Source organism: Novipirellula methanifontis (assembly GCF_052161655.1).
Classification (GTDB): Bacteria; Planctomycetota; Planctomycetia; order Pirellulales; family Pirellulaceae; genus Novipirellula.
This window is the reverse complement of the sequence record NZ_CP197418.1, coordinates 222,957-241,189: the sequence shown is the minus strand read 5'-3', so window position 1 is coordinate 241,189 and position 18,233 is coordinate 222,957. Positions and strand designations below refer to the sequence as shown.

Annotated in this window: 11 protein-coding genes; 7 read left to right on the top strand and 4 right to left on the bottom strand. The window is 54.3% G+C overall.

What is annotated here, in order from left to right; translation table 11 throughout:
• Positions 1–18: 18 nt before the first annotated feature.
• The 7 genes from SH528x_RS00785 to SH528x_RS00755 all read left to right on the top strand — a co-directional run bounded on the left by SH528x_RS00785 (position 19) and on the right by SH528x_RS00755 (position 11,547).
• The gene (locus tag SH528x_RS00785) at positions 19–513 is read left to right on the top strand and encodes a hypothetical protein (protein WP_442508633.1); all 495 of its coding nucleotides are present in this window, start codon (positions 19–21) and stop codon (positions 511–513) included.
• Positions 514–774: 261 nt separating this feature from the next.
• Positions 775–1,176, top strand: a complete 402-nt coding sequence (locus SH528x_RS00780) for a BlaI/MecI/CopY family transcriptional regulator (RefSeq protein ID WP_442508632.1) — start codon at positions 775–777, stop codon at positions 1,174–1,176.
• On the top strand, positions 1,173–6,419 hold the full coding sequence (locus SH528x_RS00775; RefSeq protein ID WP_442508631.1) for an SUMF1/EgtB/PvdO family nonheme iron enzyme: 5,247 nt from the start codon (positions 1,173–1,175) through the stop codon (positions 6,417–6,419). Before SH528x_RS00780 ends, SH528x_RS00775 begins: the two co-directional genes overlap by 4 nt.
• 235 nt (positions 6,420–6,654) lie before the next feature.
• The gene (locus tag SH528x_RS00770; RefSeq protein WP_442508630.1) at positions 6,655–7,059 is read left to right on the top strand and encodes a GntR family transcriptional regulator; all 405 of its coding nucleotides are present in this window, start codon (positions 6,655–6,657) and stop codon (positions 7,057–7,059) included.
• Positions 7,052–7,945, top strand: coding sequence for an ABC transporter ATP-binding protein (locus SH528x_RS00765; protein WP_442508629.1), 894 nt, complete (start codon positions 7,052–7,054; stop codon positions 7,943–7,945). Before SH528x_RS00770 ends, SH528x_RS00765 begins: the two co-directional genes overlap by 8 nt.
• Positions 7,946–7,997: 52 nt before the next feature.
• Positions 7,998–10,001, top strand: coding sequence for a hypothetical protein (locus SH528x_RS00760; RefSeq protein WP_442508628.1), 2,004 nt, complete (start codon positions 7,998–8,000; stop codon positions 9,999–10,001).
• Between the two features lie 31 nt (positions 10,002–10,032).
• Positions 10,033–11,547 carry a sialate O-acetylesterase gene (locus SH528x_RS00755; protein ID WP_442508627.1) on the top strand — a complete coding sequence of 505 codons (1,515 nt, stop codon included), beginning with the start codon at positions 10,033–10,035 and terminating at the stop codon, positions 11,545–11,547.
• A 100-nt stretch (positions 11,548–11,647) separates the two neighbouring features.
• Here SH528x_RS00755 and SH528x_RS00750 read toward each other — a convergent pair whose 3' ends face one another.
• From SH528x_RS00750 to SH528x_RS00735, 4 genes are all read right to left on the bottom strand, one after another.
• Positions 11,648–13,105: a sulfatase family protein gene (locus SH528x_RS00750; RefSeq protein WP_442508626.1), complete on the bottom strand. Its 1,458-nt coding sequence runs from the start codon at positions 13,103–13,105 to the stop codon at positions 11,648–11,650.
• Between the two features lie 188 nt (positions 13,106–13,293).
• The gene (locus SH528x_RS00745; protein WP_442508625.1) at positions 13,294–14,922 is read right to left on the bottom strand and encodes a sulfatase family protein; all 1,629 of its coding nucleotides are present in this window, start codon (positions 14,920–14,922) and stop codon (positions 13,294–13,296) included.
• Between the two features lie 130 nt (positions 14,923–15,052).
• The gene (locus SH528x_RS00740) at positions 15,053–16,432 is read right to left on the bottom strand and encodes a sulfatase (protein WP_442508624.1); all 1,380 of its coding nucleotides are present in this window, start codon (positions 16,430–16,432) and stop codon (positions 15,053–15,055) included.
• A gap of 239 nt (positions 16,433–16,671) precedes the next feature.
• Positions 16,672–18,210 (bottom strand): sulfatase family protein, encoded by a 1,539-nt coding sequence (locus SH528x_RS00735; RefSeq protein WP_442508623.1) that lies wholly within the window; start codon positions 18,208–18,210, stop codon positions 16,672–16,674.
• Between the last annotated feature and the right edge of the window lie 23 nt (positions 18,211–18,233).

Here is an 18,233-nt window from a genome sequence, read left to right as displayed (position 1 = left end):
CAACCGATATAAATCACAATGAGTGAACTATATAGATTGGCGTTGAACTTGTCCCGATTCGCGGCCGTTGATGGCGCGGAATTCAAGACTGGAATTGATCCTGTTCTTGCGCCGTTTTTAGCTCGATTGGGCGTTGCTACGCTGCCGGACGAGCTCAACGAGTATTTGCAGTTCTGCACTCCAGTTGAGTCTTTTGAGGTCTCAGCGGGGTGGATTTTTTCAGCTCAGGAAATCGCAACGTACTTTGACGGTGGTGGGACACCAGAAGGTTCGCTTGACGTGGGACTATTCTCATTCGGCAATCTGGATGGTTCCGCCATCGCCTATTCGATCCACGACGGTCGAGTGTACGTGATGGAGGGCCCCGCCGTCCTGCCGGTTCAATCTTTGGAAGCAATGTTGAAGGAGTCATGGCAGGAATACGACAGCATCCAAGATTTCCTGCGAGCAGGGATTGCGACTGCGATAGAGACGTGTGCGGAGCGCGACGAAGAGGTCCCGCCCGAAATCTAGAGTTAACCGACTGAACTGAAATCCCTTCCCATTCATTTAGTTGGAATCAAGCATGCCAAACGCACGTACGACAACCAAAGCCCAATCGATAAGTCATTCGATGCCGCTACCGCTCTCTGCCAAAGCAGAGGACCTCAAAGAATCGTGAGTCGATTCAATTGCAGAAACCCTATTTCGCATTCACTAGAAATAGCGTTGACAGCCGCTCGTTCAGCTCATAACCTCTAGTTAACTAGAAACCTAAGGTTGAGAGATGGCGAAATGGCGAGACCGAATTCGAAGTATCCAACGGAGCTGGAGCTTCAGATACTAAAAGTGCTGTGGGATGCGGAGCCGATGACGGTTCGCGAAGTGCGGGATTCGTTGGCGATCGAGGGGCGTGATTTGGCGCATACGACCGTGATCACGATGCTCGGCACGATGGTTGATAAAGGGCAGATTGAAAAGCTGGATCCGACTCTGGGCAAGGCGTTTCGGTTCTCGCCGCTGATGCAGCGTGACGATGTTTCGCGTGGGATGCTGGGCGATATCGTGGATCGAGTCTTCGATGGATCGGCGGAAGCCGTGATGCTGAGCCTGTTCGATGTGAAAGAGCTTGACGAAGAAGAGCTAGCTAGCCTTCGCAAGTTGCTTAACAAGAAGATGCGGGAGGCCAAGTCATGAGTTTCCTCACTGTTGATTGGTCTGAGCTATCGCTGCAAGTGATGATCACTTTCGCACACTTCCTCTGGCAAGCTTGTGTAGTGGCGAGCTTGTATGCCATTTGCCAACAAGCATCTACTTTTGTTGGCGGCAGGGCGCAAGACCTCCAGTCCCACGTACCGAACGAGCCAACACCGGATGCCTTGCGCAGGTCCGCTAATTTGCAGTACGCAATCGCTTGCCTTGCGTTCTTCTCACTTCCCATTTGTGTTGTCGCAACATTCACGTGGGTTCATCAATCGCATGGGCCGATTTTGTTGGCTGCAAGTGCCCCGGCAGAATCAATCACGCTTCCTGTAGAAATCGCATCCGAGGCTGCTGCATCGATCGAAAGCACGGACGCTACGATGCTGCAACCACTGGGGATCTCAGCCATCGGGGAAACCCCCGACGGCGAGTCACACGAAGTATCCAGCTTTGCACCGCCGGTGCCTTTGTGGACAGAGCGGCTTCAGTCGTTCACGCCGTACCTGTTGATCGCCTACGCATTGGGGGTCGCGTTGATGCTCGCACGATTCGGCATGTCAATCGTTGGTAGTTCGCGGTTGCGCCGAACGCTTCAGCCGATCATCGATTCCAAACTACGAAATATCATCGTCGAGCAATCATTAGGATTGGGGTTGAAGCGAATTCCTGTCGTCGCACTTTGTCAACGCGTCTCCGTGCCCATGGTTGTCGGCATCATGAAGCCGATGATCTTGCTGCCGCCCGCTTTGTTGTGCGGCCTCGATCCGAATCAACTGGCCGCGATCCTGAGTCACGAGATGGCCCACATTCGGCGATACGATTTGCTGGTCAATCTGCTGCAGCGCATCGTCGAAGCACTGCTCTTCTTTCATCCCGTTACATGGTGGATTAGCCGCCGGATTCGTATTGAACGCGAGAACTGTTGCGATGAGATCGCAGCGGCTTACACCGGTCGTTTGCCGTACGTTGGGGCGTTACTACAGGTGGCGGAATTTTGCATCGGCAGCCATCGCCGAGACCGTGAGACTCTGGCGACACTCTCGGCAGACGGAGGCAACCCAACCGACTTTGGCTATCGCATCCGTAGGCTGATCGGCGCTGAGGAAACGACTCGTATCGGAGTCACCCGACGCGGCTTTGCTGCTGGACTGGCGATGGTCTCGCTGCTGCTGGTTTCCTTAGCAGCGTGGGGACAGAACCAAACTGCGGAAAAAAAAGCTGAAACGGGTGTCCAGTGGTCGACGTGGGGAGACGAAGACGGACTGCTTTCCGGTGCACGATTGGTTTTACCCCAAGGTAGATCGCTGACGAATGCAGTGGTGCAGAGTTCGCCTGCATTGCTCAAGGAATCTTTCCGATTGCCCGAGCACAGCAGCGTCGGTGAAGTTGGGTTTGTTTCCGACAGTCAAAGCATTGTGAGTTTGGCCTGGGAAACGGCAGCCGACCAACAGGGACTGCGAGTCACGGTGAGAAACTGGAGTCTGGCCACGCAGGAACGCACGGGGGAAGTTGATTTGGAGTGGCAGCCGGATTGGACCCACTACGTAGCCAACTTGTTGCTCTCACAAGACGGCACGCGCGTCGTGGGATTGCTGGACGGACAGATCGCTGTGTGGGATGCCGCCGGCGGGAAAATCATACATCGCCATGACATTCCCGAGGACATCACGAACGACAAAAGCTACTCCGTAACCCTTTCGCATCTTACAGGGACGCCTGATTTGTCTCGGATCGCCTTCGGAAGGTCCGTGTCGCTCGGAGGAACACTACCAAACGCCGATGCGATCGTTTTGGACACACATACAGGACGAGTGATTCAGAAATTCAAACTGGAGCACCGAGTACATGTCCAAAGTCTGGCTCTTTCGACGGACGGAAGACGTTTAGCAACCGTTGGCTCACAATACGGAGCCAGTATTTGGGACGTGCAGAGTGGTCAGCTTGTGCTGGACTTCCGAAACGATAATGTCAATCGTACGCATCCTGACCCGACAGTCAAAACGAGCTCGACTCAATTGGTTTCCAGCGTCGGATTCTCGCCCAACGCTAAATCGTTTGCGGTCAGTGACATGTTAGGAATTAAGCTGGTTGACACTCAAACCGGAAAAGTACAGCGCAACATTGACGCGCCTCATCGCTACCACGATGCCAACTCGCAATTCATCTTCTCTGCCGACGGCCAGTTGTTCGCGTTGCTGGGAACGTATCCTGAAGTCGGGGAGCCACGCACGATCTCGATCTGGTCCGCGGAGTCCGGTGAACGCCTGCGAACTCTTTCTGTCCAAGCAACGGCGGCGGCTTTTTCCTCCGATGGAAAATGGTTCGTCGCTGGCAAGTCGGATTTCAACGAAGCGTTGGCAGTTTGGCAAATTTGCGAGGACAAACCCGCCAAGCCCGCAGTCGCACCGCCCGACGAGGCCAACGGAAAAGACTCGCGGATACGCGAGTTCCAATTGGTCGACGGTAAAAACGGAACTCCACTGCAAGGACTCCAGTGCAAGGCAAACATCTTTAAGCAGGGCACACCGCCCCGACTTCAGCCATGCCGCAGCAACAATCAAGGAATCGTCGAGGTACAAGTCTTCGAAGGGGAAGGAGCCTGGATAGCTGAGGTGCCGAGAGGTTGGTTTACGTCGGCTCCTTCGGTGGCCGTCATCGAGCTGGACGAAAACGGCATGCCGAAGCATGAGCAAACGGCGGTGAACAACCAGGAGCCGACGGTCGTCAAACTGTGGCGCGGCGAGGAGGTCACGGGTAGGCTGCTGTGGCCTGACAAGACGGCGGCTGTCGGAGTGAAGCTGACGGCTGGTGTCTATATCAACAACCAGTCGTGGAAAGAAAAGCTTGGCATGGATCTCGCTTGGTATTCGTTCGATCATGGAGACTGGCCCAACTGGAATCGAACGGTCGTGACGGACGACGCGGGCAGATTTCACTTCACTGTACCACCCAAGCAAGCACGATGGTGGTTACGAATTGGCACGACGGCGCTCGGCTTCGGACCGCAGATCGGCGTTAGCGAAGACGACTCCGTCTCGCAGCGTCTGGCAATGTGTATGCCGTTGGAAATTCAGTACGGTGGCAACGGTCGAGGCAACATTCCAGTCATTCCATTGAATTCGACTGCAAGCGACGAAGTTCCCCGCCCTGGCGATCTACAGTTGCAAACCGGTGTCATCGTGCGAGGGCGCGTGGTCGATGCGGAGGGAGAGGGACTGTCGAACGTTCGTCTCACGACCACCGGTCCGCACGGGCCTCATTCCGGTCGAAAGGCGATTAGCGGCGAAGACGGCAAGTTCGAGTTTCCGGCGATGGCGGCCGGCAACTTAACCGTGCATCCAGATGCGAGATTCCGCGATGGCAAGGAAAAACTAACTGGGACAGCAAACACACGTGACGTTCAGGCTGTTTTCGTAAGCCAGTCGTTCACGATCCCTGAGACTGACAAGCCGCACGAGATTGCGATTCGCGCCGTGCCTCACACCGAAGTCCGTTTCGAATGGGTCGATCGCCGCGCGGACAAGACTCAGCCGATTTCATACTACGGTACCTTTCGCGTTCGCGGGTATATGCCCGATGACAATGGGAAACCGTCGACATATTGGACCAGCGAAACCGAACGTGTCGAACGCGACGGAAAGTCATTGGTTGTTGTAAAGATTCCCACTCAGCTTCTGAAACCGGAATTGATGTTAGTTGCCGACCGCAAAGTCACCGCCAGCTACAGCGATTCCACCGGTGTCACCTCTGGTCCTGGCATCGTGCCGCTTGGCGATATCACGGCCAACACGAATCGCACGATCTTCGGCGACGAACCGCAAAAGCCTGCGGATTCCAAGAAAAATCAGGAACCTGCCAGCAACGACCAGTCGAGCTGGATTCCGGCTCGCCCTATTAAGGCGTCGGTTTCAAAGGAAGGCACAGCGAAAATCCTTAAAGACCACAGCGTGCGGCTTGAAGGTGACGTGCAGTGGCAGGAAGCGAGTCTTCAATTTGCATTTGATAAGTCAACGAGCGTCAAGGAGATTCGTCTTGAAATATTGCTTGTCGAATCGCCGGAAGGACCGCAGTTTGGACGGGGCGGCAACGAGCTGATGTTGTTCGACGTCAAGCCGAGCATCGAAGATCAAGCCGAGAAATCTTCGAGCCTCGCCTTTGCCAGTTGCACCTATCTTCAAAATCCCAGCGATGAAACGACCGCCGGTTGCGTCGACCATTTGACCGATACCGGCTGGAAGGTACCGAGCCTTCCAGCAGATGCTACCGCCCACGAATTGGTCCTCCGATTCGAGAAACCAATCACGCTGCGTGCTGGCCAGCGACTGACTTTGACAGTCGACTCGGGTGGTTCGGACGATCTTGCGGTCTTGAATCGCATTCGATTCGCATTCCATCAAGCGGCAGTCAGCGAACCAGTGGACGACACCGTTCATACTGAGCCTCGTGAAATTCTGGATGGAGAAGAGTCGCTTGCGGCAGGAACGCGTGTCCAGATTGCTGTCGCGGACGCTGAGTTCGCATACCGCTGGTGCCCGGATGGTGAATTCAAAATGGGTGCGTCCAAAGATGAACGAAAGGTGTATGGCGAACGCTTCGTCCCTCAGCACGACGTGCATATCTCAACAGGGTTTTGGATGCAAGAAACGGAGGTCACGCAGTTGCAATATGAAAAAGTAATTGGACGACGTCCGGCATTCTGGCATATCAGTCTGCAGTCGGACGACATTAGACAACACCCTGTTGAGCAGATTACGTGGTTCGACGCGAAGGAGTTTTGCGCCCGGCTGTCGAAAATGGATGCGGCGAATGACTACCGACTGCCAACCGAAGCCGAGTGGGAATACGCGTGTCGAGCCGGGACGACCACGGCTCGTTACGGCGATCTCAAGGACATTGCCTGGTCCTTTCAAACCACCGACGAAGGCGAAGGCAGCTCAGGGCACGGTGCCGTCGGAAAAAAGAAACCCAACGCATGGGGGCTCTATGACATGTTGGGCAACGTCGCCGAGTGGTGTTCCGACTGGGAAGGGCCAACTCCGACGCAGAACAGTGCCGACCCAACGGGACCGGAATCCGGTCAGAACCGAGTCGTTCGGGGCGACGATTGTTTCGCAGACTGCTCGGAAAGTTTTCCTGGTTGCTTGGCCGGTGCCCGCGCGAGTTGGCGACCGGACGACAAAAGCCGAACCATCGGATTTCGAGTCGTGCGAGTTCCTGCGGCAATAAGACTAGAGTAGTCTCAGAACAACGAAAGCCACGCGGGGCCGTCGACAGCGAGTTTGCCTGTGGAGCTTCATTTGCGGGCGAAAATTTGGTTTTGGGACTCAAATCCAGAACGTAGCCGAAATCTGTTGATGCTGGCAGAGTTGGCAGGAATTCGGAAACCCTATGCCGCAGGCGGTTCTCCGGTTGCCCGGATAACCTTCCAGGAAGGTTGACAACCAACCAGTGCATTACTAGAGTAATGCACATATGCAGTCGAGCGAGCTATCCTTCTCCGTTTCACCCTCGTCTGGTGTGCCGATTTACCGGCAGATCATTGACCAGGTCAACGCGCTTGTAACCAGCGGACGACTGCAACCGGGCGACGGACTGCCGAGCATTCGTAAACTGGCTGAGTCGCTGGAAGTCAACATGATGACGATCAGCAAAGCCTACGCTCGACTGGAGGTTGATGGCATCCTGGTCCGCAAGCGGGGCGTGGGAATGGTGGTCGCTGAGCAAAGCGTTCCAAATTTGGCGACCGTCAAGGACCGACAGGCCGAACTTCGCCCCATGATCGAGCAGGCGGTGTTGCGTGGATTGCAATTGAGACTTACCGATCGGCAAATTGTCGCCGTCGTGGAATCCATCTTACGAGAAAATCGCAATGAATAAGCCAGATGTCCGCATCGAGATATCCAAACTGTGCAAGTCATTTGCGAAGCACCCTGTACTTCTGGACGTTGATTGGTCCATTCCTTCGGGCACAGTAGTGGGACTGTTGGGAACGAACGGTTCGGGAAAAACAACGTTGATTCGCTGCTTGCTGGGAATGTTGAAAGCCGATTCAGGCCGCGTGTTGATCGATGGCGAGGACGCCTGGGATTTGTCTGCCAACACAAAATCACGCATTGGATACGTCGATCAGCGACCTCAGTTCTACCCGTGGATAAACGGTGCAGACTTGTTGAAATATGTGGGTGCGATGTACCCGCATTGGAATGACACGCTGTGTACCGAATTTGCAAGGCAATGGAATGTTCCGTTGTCAAAACCCTTCGGGAAACTCTCGCCAGGCGAGCAGCAAAAGGTTGCGATTTTAACAGCGTTGGGCAACGAACCCGATTTGTTGATTCTGGACGAACCTGTCAGCAGCCTCGATCCGCTGGCAAGACGTGCGTTCCTGAAATCGTTGCTCGAAATCGCACGCAATGAAAGTCGCACGATCGTCTTTTCGACGCACATCACGTCGGACGTCGAACGGGTTGCCTCGCACGTCGCGTTTCTGCATGACGGCAGGATACAGTGGTTCGACGAACTCGATGCGACTAAGGAACGCATTCGGCGTCTGCGTTTCCGATCGAATCAAGAGTTCCCGACAACATTTTCGATTCCAGGTGCTTTGCATGTTCAGGTCGATGGCTCGATGGCGGTTGCCGCTGTGGCGGCGACGGAGAAAGCCGACATCGATGCTGTTTGCGCTCGTTACGACGCAACGGTCGAAGTCGAAGAACTGAATTTGGAAGAGATATTCCTGGAGCTACATCATGTGGACGCGTAGCTATTGGGTTTTCATAACCTACTTAAAACGACCTTTATCGTGGCTTTTTGCCGTGGCGGCGGTCCTTGGTTTGGTAGTGCTGTACAACTTGATCGACGACAAGGTGCGGAGCGTCGACAATGATGTTCTTTCAGGCAACGTAATCGGTACCTTTGAGCAACTGGAAATCGTGCTCGCCGAGAATCCAGCAAAGCCCGTTGAACTCGATTACGGCCAACTCTTTGGACTTGCCACGCGTAAGGTGTTTCCGCATCCTCGTAGCGAAATGCTGCACATCGGCCCAGAAGAACAGGCGTTGATTCATGCCGCCCTGGAGTCCGTCGAAGGCCTGGAAAACGTTCTGGCAATGAAGGCAGGTCATGCGGTTGATCAAGCGACCATCAATCGCATTGCCAAGTTCAAGACATTGAAGCGATTGTCGATTTTTGCAGACCTTGGTTATGAATCGCTGGACTTGCAGCCGCTGAGCAACCTTAACGAACTTGAGGTGCTGCAATTCGGCGCGGTCAATCGAGTCGACTCACTCGAGCCATTGGCCGAGTTGCCGAACTTGCACACGCTTGGAATCGGGTACCCGATGCTTTTGCATAAGCATGGTCTCGACGAGCTTGCCACGCTACCGCACTTGCGAGTACTCTCGTTGCCCGATTTGCGTTCCTATTCAGGACTTCAAGAAACCGTTGGCAGATTGAGGCAATCCAAGACGCTACGGCAAATCAACTATGGTGTTTCCTGGGACGATACCGATGCGTTGGCCGACGTGCAATCGCAAGTCGCAGGCATTGAAGTCGAACCCTCGAAGTATCGTCCAGCGCGGCACATTGTCCTGTTCTTCGCACTGCTTGCAGTCGCAGTTGTAGGATTCCCGACGATGCAACTCGCTGGCCAACTTTCGTTGCCATCGTCCTATTTGGCACCACTGTATCGTGCGCCTCACTATCTCGTTGCCTGCCTGTTATTTGCGACGTTGATTACTTTAGCAATTGTCGGGCTGGTCGGTGTCGGCGCGAACCTATTGACGGCATCATCGTTGATGCTATGTGTCGGTAGCTTACATGTTTGGTCTGGAACTCGAATCCTAAGCAAAAGCAACGTCTCTACGAAGACTTGGTTTGTTAATCTACTTGTCGCTTTACCCGTCGGTTTGTTTCCGTTTCTAGTACTCGCATCGGGCTTCTTTCGTCCGATGTGGGTGGAAAACTATCTGATGTCGGGCCAAGTGGTGATTCCGCTACTGTGCTTTGTCATCGGGGCGTGGCTAGGTTGGCTCGCCTATCGCAATCTCGAATCACGACTGAGAACGCGATTCGAACTTGGCATGCCGGCCATTTTGTCGTTCCATGATCTTCAGGCGCTTAGTGCTGCACAGGCACAGGCACAGGCTGACGCTTCTTCATCGCCATTGTCCGGCAACCATCAATTGACAATGGGAATGAAGTTGCCGATTGTTGCCAAAGCAGCGCTGGCCGTAACGCTGTCGTCGATTCCACTACGAGCACTCGGCTACGAAGATCTTGGACGAACCGCGGCGATGACTTGCCTCGGTGCGTTCTTCTTATGTGTCTACCTGACAGGAATGAAGTGGTGGAAAGAAATGCCGTACTTTGCCGCCACCACGACGCGGCCGCCAGATCGAATGGGGCATGTCAACCGACTCATGAGCGGCATCACCGCAGATCTTGTTGTTTTGGCACCCTTGCTATTGGCTTGCGTCATTGCCACCAGTCTCGTTGGCCCTTGGCAACTGGAAGGCATCGGATTGCGTTTCTTGCACGGCCTCGTCGCGGTTGCCAGCATCACACTGGCCGTTTACGCAGCAATTCTTTGGATGGTGGCCATTCGCAGCGTCATTGGAATCGCGATCCTAGCATTTTTCTGTTACATGCCTTGCTTCATGATGGTGATGCAGGTCGCCGTAATCGACCGCATGACATCGCCGCTACTATCGGCGATCACAGTAGTTCTTTCCGGTATCGCTATCGCGTTGATTTCAGTCACAGCAATCTTTTTCGCAAGACGGTACTTTGCCCGAATCGAATGGGCGCGATTCCATTGACAATCTTTATTCCTAACGTACCAGAGATGTTATGCGTGCATCACCCTTGCCACTCGTCCTGCTGCTGATTGCTTTACTACCCGACTTGCTTGCGGCAGATGAGCTTCGTGTCGCCGACGTCTTTACCGACAACGCCGTGTTACAGCAGGGTGTCAAGTTGCCGGTGTGGGGAACGACCACTGCGAACACGGAAGTCACCGTTCGCCTTGCAGGCCAAACGAAGACGGTGCAGGCAGCGGAAGATGGAACTTGGCGACTTGAGCTTTCGCCGCTGCGAGCCGAAGGCAGCGGTACGACCATGATCGTCGAATCGAAAGAGGATCGCCAGGAGTTTCGTAACCTGCTCGTTGGCGAAGTGTGGTATGCCAGTGGTCAATCGAACATGCAGATGACACTCCGAGCGTGTGCTCAGAGGATCCCAGCCATTGGCGAAATCGCCGAAGCTGCTCCGACCGACAACATTCGCTGGCTTCGGATCGACGAACCCGATTCACCACAACCCTTGAAACGCAGACACAAGGTTTCTCCGTGGCAACTCGATAGTCCAGCCAACCGAGCAACACAATCTGCGATCGCATACCTCTTTGCCCGCACCCTTCATGACAAGCTTGGTGTTCCGATTGGCATCATCGAGGGATCCTGGGGTGGCAAACCGATCGAAGGTTTCATTCCAAGATCGCAGTTCGAAAAGCAGGAGATGTTGCAACCACTCCTTTCGCTTGCCGAGCAGAATCAACTTGATGAACTGGCTAAGCTCGAAGGAGGCGTGATCGTTCGCAACACCGCTGGCATGCCAGGGCGAATCTACAACGCGCGGGTGTCGCCAATCGCGTCTTACGCGATACGTGGATTCATTTGGTATCAGGGGGAGTCCAACGCGGGTCATGGCGAAGACCCACGCAATTACCGGATCAAGATGCAAGCGCTCGTCAATGGCTGGCGGGAAACCTGGGGTCAACCGGAACTTCCATTTTATTTTGTGCAACTACCGGCGTTCAAAGACGAGTTAACGGGTTGGATTCGCTTACGTGAAGAACAGCGTCTGAGCCTCGACATTCCGCATACAGGAATGGCGGTTACAATCGACCTTCGCGACAGCGACATTCATCCGGCCAATAAACTTGATGTGGCCAGACGCCTCGCAAACTGGGCCTTAGTGAAGACGTATGGAAAGAAGTTTTCCTGCAGCGGGCCACTGTTTAAGTCGGCCACCATCGACGGTGATTCGATGCGAGTCGAGTTCGAGCACGCGGACTCCGGTTTAATGGTGGCTCGCAAGGAAGGACTCGCCGCTCCAACGCCGACGCCTGATATCGCTCTGGCGCACTTTGAATTGGCAGATGAATCCGGCAATTGGCATCCCGCCCAGGCAACGATTAGTGGTTCCGTGGTCTTCGTTCAGAGCCCCGATGTTAGGAAACCGCGAGCGGTACGTTACGCCTGCAGCGGCGACCCTCAGAACGCGAATCTTTACAACCAAGCGGGCCTGCCGGCCTCACCGTTCTGTAGTGACCTGCAATTACTTGTATGGGAGTCGGAAGAATAACTTAGGTCCCCACCTGCACTCATCGAGATTCTTTATGAAAATCGTTGTTTCCGCTGTACTTTTTCCCGCGTTTGACGCCATTAGTAAGCCTCCGACGCGTTTACTTTCGCGTCTTTTCGGTATCGTCCGGCACTTCACGCGAGGAATGGCCGGTGACGAAGACTCGCGGGTCATGGCTCTTGATCAATTCAGCGGTCAGCTGCTGTCGGAGACTCGCTAGCGAATGGGCGTAATCGGGTTTCGTCGCGACATTGCTCAGTTGATCGGGGTCATTGGCGAGGTCGTAGAGTTCCTCCTCCGGCGGCGTGCCAAAGGACAACGTGGCGAACTTCTTTACCTCGGGTTCGTGGCGTTGCAGCCGAAGAAATTGCTTTGTCGGCGACGGGTCAATCGCATAGGAGAATGCGCCTTCGTCCGTCGGCCAGGGGGTCTTCGAAAAATCGTACTCTTGATTCCCTCCGTCCTTCTCTCCGGTTGGCCATTTGCCCGGATCGAAATTGCGAATGTACAGAAACTCGCTGGTTCGAATCGCTCGCCTCGGGTAGGAGTAAACGTGTTTCTCTACGCCAGTAAGGACGAATGTGCGAGCGGGGTCGACCCGTCCGGATTTTTCTGATGTAAGAATTTCCATTAGACTGTGACCCGTCATCTGCGAGGAGGCCTTCAACCCGGCCGCAGCAAGAAATGTCGGCGCCATGTCGCAAAGGCTAACGAAATCAGTGACCTTTCGATTGCCCTTCACCTTTGCACCCCAACGAATCGCAAGCGGCACTCGCGTTCCCTGGTCATAAAGCGTGGCTTTGCAACGTGGAAGCGGCATTCCGTTGTCGCCACTGACAACGATAATCGTGTTGTCCAGCTCGCCGATTGCTTCCAGCTTTGCAAGGATCTCACCCACCTCGCCGTCAAATCGCTGCACTTCCCACAGGTAGTCAGCGACATCACTGCGGACCGTTTCATTGTCCGGCAGACAGGCCGGGACCTTCACTTGATTCAAATCGATGCCACTTCGCGTCCCAACACCCAATTCGTACGGTCGATGAGGATCCTGGCCACCGTGCCAGTAACAGAATGGTTCGCCGGATTTACGATCCTTCAGGAACTCTGCAAAGGAACGGTACCTTTCGCCGAACGAATCTCGGTTTCTAAACGTGTGCTTGCTGGGCCAGACACCCTTACCAAAACGACCGATCCGATAACCGGATTTCTGCAATAGCTCGGTGTAGACATCAAACTCTTCCCGCAGCGAGCCGCCCAGACTGGCGCCTTCCTTCAGTCGCCAGTGATGCTGTCCCGTCAGAATGCTTAAACGGCTTGGCGTGCATGACGGTGTCGATACGAACGCATTTTCAAACAGCACGCCTTCGAGGGCGATCCGGTCAAAACTCGGCGTCTTGACTACTGGATCGCCCAGAACCCCCGCGTGCGGCCACGACCAGTCGTCCGCCATGCAGAAAACGATATTGGGGCGGTCGTCAGACTCAGCGGCCCCGCACGTCATTAGAGAGCCTGATCCAACCAACAACGCGAAGCAAACTTGCAGGAAATATTTGTTCAACGTGTTCGTCCAAATTGACCGACAGGAGTGAAGTGCGACGCCGTTGCGGCAAGTTCGTATTCCGGCGAAGCGAAGCCCGACAGTTCTTTGACTATTTTCCATACGTTTTTTTGGGGTCTGTCAGGCTTCTGCTTGGTCTTGCTATTGAAGCTTCTGTAATCATAGCCTATCAGCTGCGATCTTATGTTTTACTTTCTCTTTCGGGCTTTTTTCTTGTCCTTACCGCTGCGGCTTGCCTTGCCATCTACCAGCAACGCTTGCTCCCACTGAGCCAATTCGGCTTGCCACTCTTCGAGCGACTTTGTCGGATACTTGGACGACCATCCGCCGCTGCGAAACTCGTCCGTCACACCGATATCCTTGACGTCCTTTCGCCAACGTACGATCTCTGCCAGAAGCTCGGCTTTGATCGCCGTGTGCTTTGGATCATCCGCAAGATTGTTGAGCTCATGCGGGTCGTTTTCGAGGTCATACAGCTCAATCTCAGGCTTGCGGTCCGCCATGAATTTCGCCTGAGCATCATTCAGCTTGCCCTGCAGGTTCAAGACATTCATAAGGGCCAGCATCGGATACTGACGCTCTTTGTATTCGTTCAGCTGGCAGTACGCACGCTCGGGCATCAAATTATGAATCAACTTGTAACGATCACTGCGGACGGCACGCATCGCATCGTGAGTGCTGTCCATTTTGTCCCGGTTGAAATGGACATACTCTCTTTCGGTGATGCCCTCTCCAAACAGATACAAACCGTGCAGCGGATGCGTTGGCTTCGCTCCGGCGACTTCCACAATCGTCTGGCAGATGTCGAGTGACGAAACCAGTTCATCGGAAACCGAACCCGGCTTGATGTGCCCTGGCCATCGTACGATCAGCGGAATGCGAACGCCGCCTTCATACAAAAACTGTTTGCCTCGGATATGACAGCGACCGTGATCTCCAATGAAAAAGACAATTGTGTTGTCTGCCAATCCTTCGTCTTCGAGCTGCTGCAGTAGTTCCCCCACCTGACGATCAACGACTTGAACCGTCTCCAATCCGTTGGCCCAATCACGACGAGCGAGCGGCACGTCTGGGTAGTAAGGCGGAAGCTTTACCTGGTCGGCGTCGATCGGGTGCTCGGGATCGCGGACAAAATTGCGATGCGTGCCGCCAAAGGTTGCCTGGACGTAGAAAGGCTGGTCTCCCTTTCGTTCTTTCCAGCTGTTGCCCATGAACAGCGGCTTCGCTGTTTTGAAATTGCAGTCGGTCTTGCCGCCGATCATGGTCGCGGTGAAATACCCCGCCTCTTCGAGCAGGTGCGGAATCGGCTTGATGCCATACGGCAGCGGTTGCTTGTCTTTTGTACGATGCTGGTGGGCACCAATGTAATTCTGATGGAAGCCGGTCATCATCGCCGAACGCGACGTCGAGCAAACGGGCGAGGTCGTGTAAGCCCGTTCGAACCGGATTCCCTCACCGGCAAGCTTGTCGATATTCGGTGTATGCACCAACGGAGTGCCGTAGCACGACAAATCCGTGGACCAGTCCTCGATCATGATCCACAGAATGTTGGGCTTTTGTCCGTGCCACTTTCCAGTGGCATCCTGCAGGCTGGCATCATCCGCACTCAGTTCAGCGCTCGTGCCTGCGATGAGGCATAGGAAGAATACCGTCACAACAAGTCGGTGGCGTAAAGATCTTGTATTCAGTGTGTTCATCTTTCCAGGTCTTTTGGCACGAATTTCGGCGTATAGATCGATCACGTGTCGCTTCAGACTGTCGAATCGTTCTTGTTGAGCGGAAGCGAGGTTGGCTGTTTCAGATCGGTTAGTAAACATCACGTAGACTTTTCAAGGGCTGCATTTTTCAGCCTTTTTGTAGCTGCCTTCGCCAGAAGGTGGTCGCCCAACGTTTTCCACGCTCTGGTGAGCGTAGTTACGAAGAAGTGACGCTGTCTAGCTAACCACATCACTTGGTTCGTTTCTGCTGAGGTGGTTTGGCATTGCGAGTCGGCAGCTGCTTCCTCAGTTCCTGGATCACTGTCGCCGATCCGGGTTCCGAGGCCAGGTTGGTCCATTCGTACGGGTCATTTCTGTGATCGTACAATTCCTCGCTGCCATCGGCATATTGAATGTATCGATGCGTTTGCGTACGGACGGCGTGATTCTTGTAGCCGTGCGTCGTGATGGCCGGCTCATTCCACGCGGCTGACGGATCACGCAACAAGGAGACAGCGCTTCGCCCCTCGACGTGCTGAGGGATCTCGATGCCAGCCAATTCGCAAAGCGTTGGATAGATTGTCATGAAGTCGATCGGCCGCTCACATACCGTCCCCGCTTTCGTGACTCCGGGCGCAACCCAGATCAGCGGAGCTCTGGTCGGTTCTTCCCACAAGGCAAATTTGCGCCAGTGACCCTTTTCGCCAAACGACCAACCGTGATCGCCCCACAGGACGATGATCGTATTGTCGGCATGCAGACTTTTTCGAAGGCCATCCAACAGACGGCCGATGTTCATGTCTGTATAGGCACAGGTTGCCAGGTAGGACTGGATGGCGTCTTTCCAACGACCACTTTTTAGAAACTTGGCATGATCGCCGTTGGGATTGGCCATCTTGACACCTGCCGGCGGAATGTCGCTGAGGTCGTCGTCACGATGCGGCGGCAGCTTAATTTGATCACGTGGAAACAAATCGTAATACTTCCGCGGAACGGCAAAGGGCAGATGCGGCTTGTAGAGTCCACATGCCAGAAACAACGGCTTGTCGTGCTCCTGTTGCAGTTGTTCGATGCACCAATTGACGACGTGCCAGTCTCCGAGATCGTCGTCCTTCAGATCATGCGGCAGCGGTTCGTGATATCCCTCGTACTTCTTGACGCGGGGTCCGTCCAACGAATAGCTCTTGGGGTCCAGGTATTCCGACCACTCCGATGGGTGATAGGTTTGGCTGTGGTAAATTTTTCCCGCGCCGGCTACGTGGTACCCCGCTTGTTTGAACTGGTTGCTCAGCCCAAATCCTTCGGTGGTGTACTGCTTCCATGGGTCCCCGTTCATGTAGCAGCCTGTCGTCCAGGGACGTTGGCCGGTCATCAACGCAGCGCGAGCAGGGTTACAAGCGGGTACCGCACAGTAGGCGCGACTGAACGTCGTTCCCATCTTCGCCAAACGATCGATATTGGGCGTCTTTGCTTGCGGATTACGGCCCAGATGGGTGACCCATGCATTGAGATCATCCACGGCAATGAACAACACGTTGGGACGTTTGACTTCATCAGCGACCACGCTGGACTCTGCAAGGATCAGCGGAGAAGGCAACAAAATCAAAGCGATAAACAGATTCTTAAGCATGGCACTCATCTCTATTTGTTGGACTTTCGATGTGTTGATGATACGTATGGGTTGTATTCGTGATCGTGCGAGGTTCGACGAAATTTCTAACGTTATTCATGATGTTTGCTCTCGGCGACTCCGTGCGTCTTGAACCCGCTCAACCAGACGGTCGATGAGTTAGTTTTAGGCACCGAAGCATTGGTGATTTGCGTCAAGCTGCATTTTCGTGTTGCGTTTGGTCCGGCGAACATGTCGTCCTAATTACGTTCCCCTTGTGATGGATTCTTCCATGGCAGGCCAGGCCACCACTTCGCACCGGCATGATTAGATTGCTCCGAGCCCGGAGTCGAACGTCCCTTTTCGATAACGCCGCGAAGCTCCGCCGTTAGCTGCTCCACAACTTCCGGGTAGTCTGCATGAAGATTGGTTGTTTCTCTAGGGTCATCCTGCAGGTTATAGAGTTGAACAGGCGGGAGATTCTGTTTGATGGCTGCGGCCTCACGAGGTGTACTCCAACCACCTGAACCGCGGCAAAAAAGCAGCTTCCAGTTTCCCCGACGAACTGCGAAATGACCTGAAACAGAGTGATGAACCACCAGCTCATGCAGCGGTTCCCCGCCATCATCACCACGTAACGTCGGAAGCAGACTTACACTGTCTTCTGCGGCGTCAGCGGGCAGATTGTGCTCGACCACATCGGCACAGGTCGCCATGATATCGGCGAGTGTGATTATCTGATTGCTTCGGGATCCGGGTTTGATCTGGCCTGGCCAGCGGACGATAAAGGGAACTCGGTGCCCGCCCTCATAGGCATCTGCCTTCCATCCGCGCCAATGCTCATTTAGATAGACACCCCCTGCCTCAAGTTCTGCAAAGTTTGCCTTGGGTGAGGTTCCATTGTCGCACGTAAACATCACGATTGTGTTGTCGGCCTGCTTCGTTTCTTCCAATGCACGCATGATCTCACCGACCGCGCTGTCGGTCTGAAACAGGAAATCAGCGTATTCACTGATCTTCGATTTTCCACGAAAGTCATTGTGGGGCGCGATCGGCGTGTGAGGGGAAGGCATCGGTACGTAAAGGAAGAACGGTCGCTCCCGATCAGCACGCTTGCGAATGTATTGGGACCAACGCGTCGAGTACTCAGCAAGCACTGCACGAAAGTCCCAATCGGCTACGGACGGTCCAGCGGAAACACCGACCATCGCTCCCGCTTTCATTTGTGTCGTCAACTCGCCTAACACCTGCTCGTTTTCACGCCAAGCATACGGTGGCCAGTTGGGAACGTCGTCGCCGTAGTAATAATCGAATCCGTGATCGTTCGGACCACCCTTCACAGTGCCAAGGAAATCGATCTCGGAAAGCTTTTCGGTCGTCCCACCATCCTTCGTCGGCCAGTGCCAACCAAGATGCCATTTGCCGATGCACGCCGTGTCATAGCCCTGTTCGCGAAACATCTCTGGCAAGGTGAGTCGCCGATCTTCGATCAGCGGACGTTCCCACTTTCCGACAATTCCACGTTTAAGTCGCGAACGCCAGTTGTAATGCCCGGTCAGCACGCTGTATCGCGTTGGTGTGCACACCGCCGAGGTCGAGTGTGCGTCGGTGAAAGACATTCCCTCGCGAGCCAACTGATCGATCGCCAGCGTTTTCATTCCCATCTTGTCGTTAAACGCCGACACCGAATCGAGACCCATGTCATCCGCCAGAATGACGATCACGTTGGGTCGAATGGTCTCTGCAGCATGTAATGATGCTGCGAACGTTAGCAACGCAACGAAGGATATATATTTCATGGATCGCACCCAATGGTCATCAG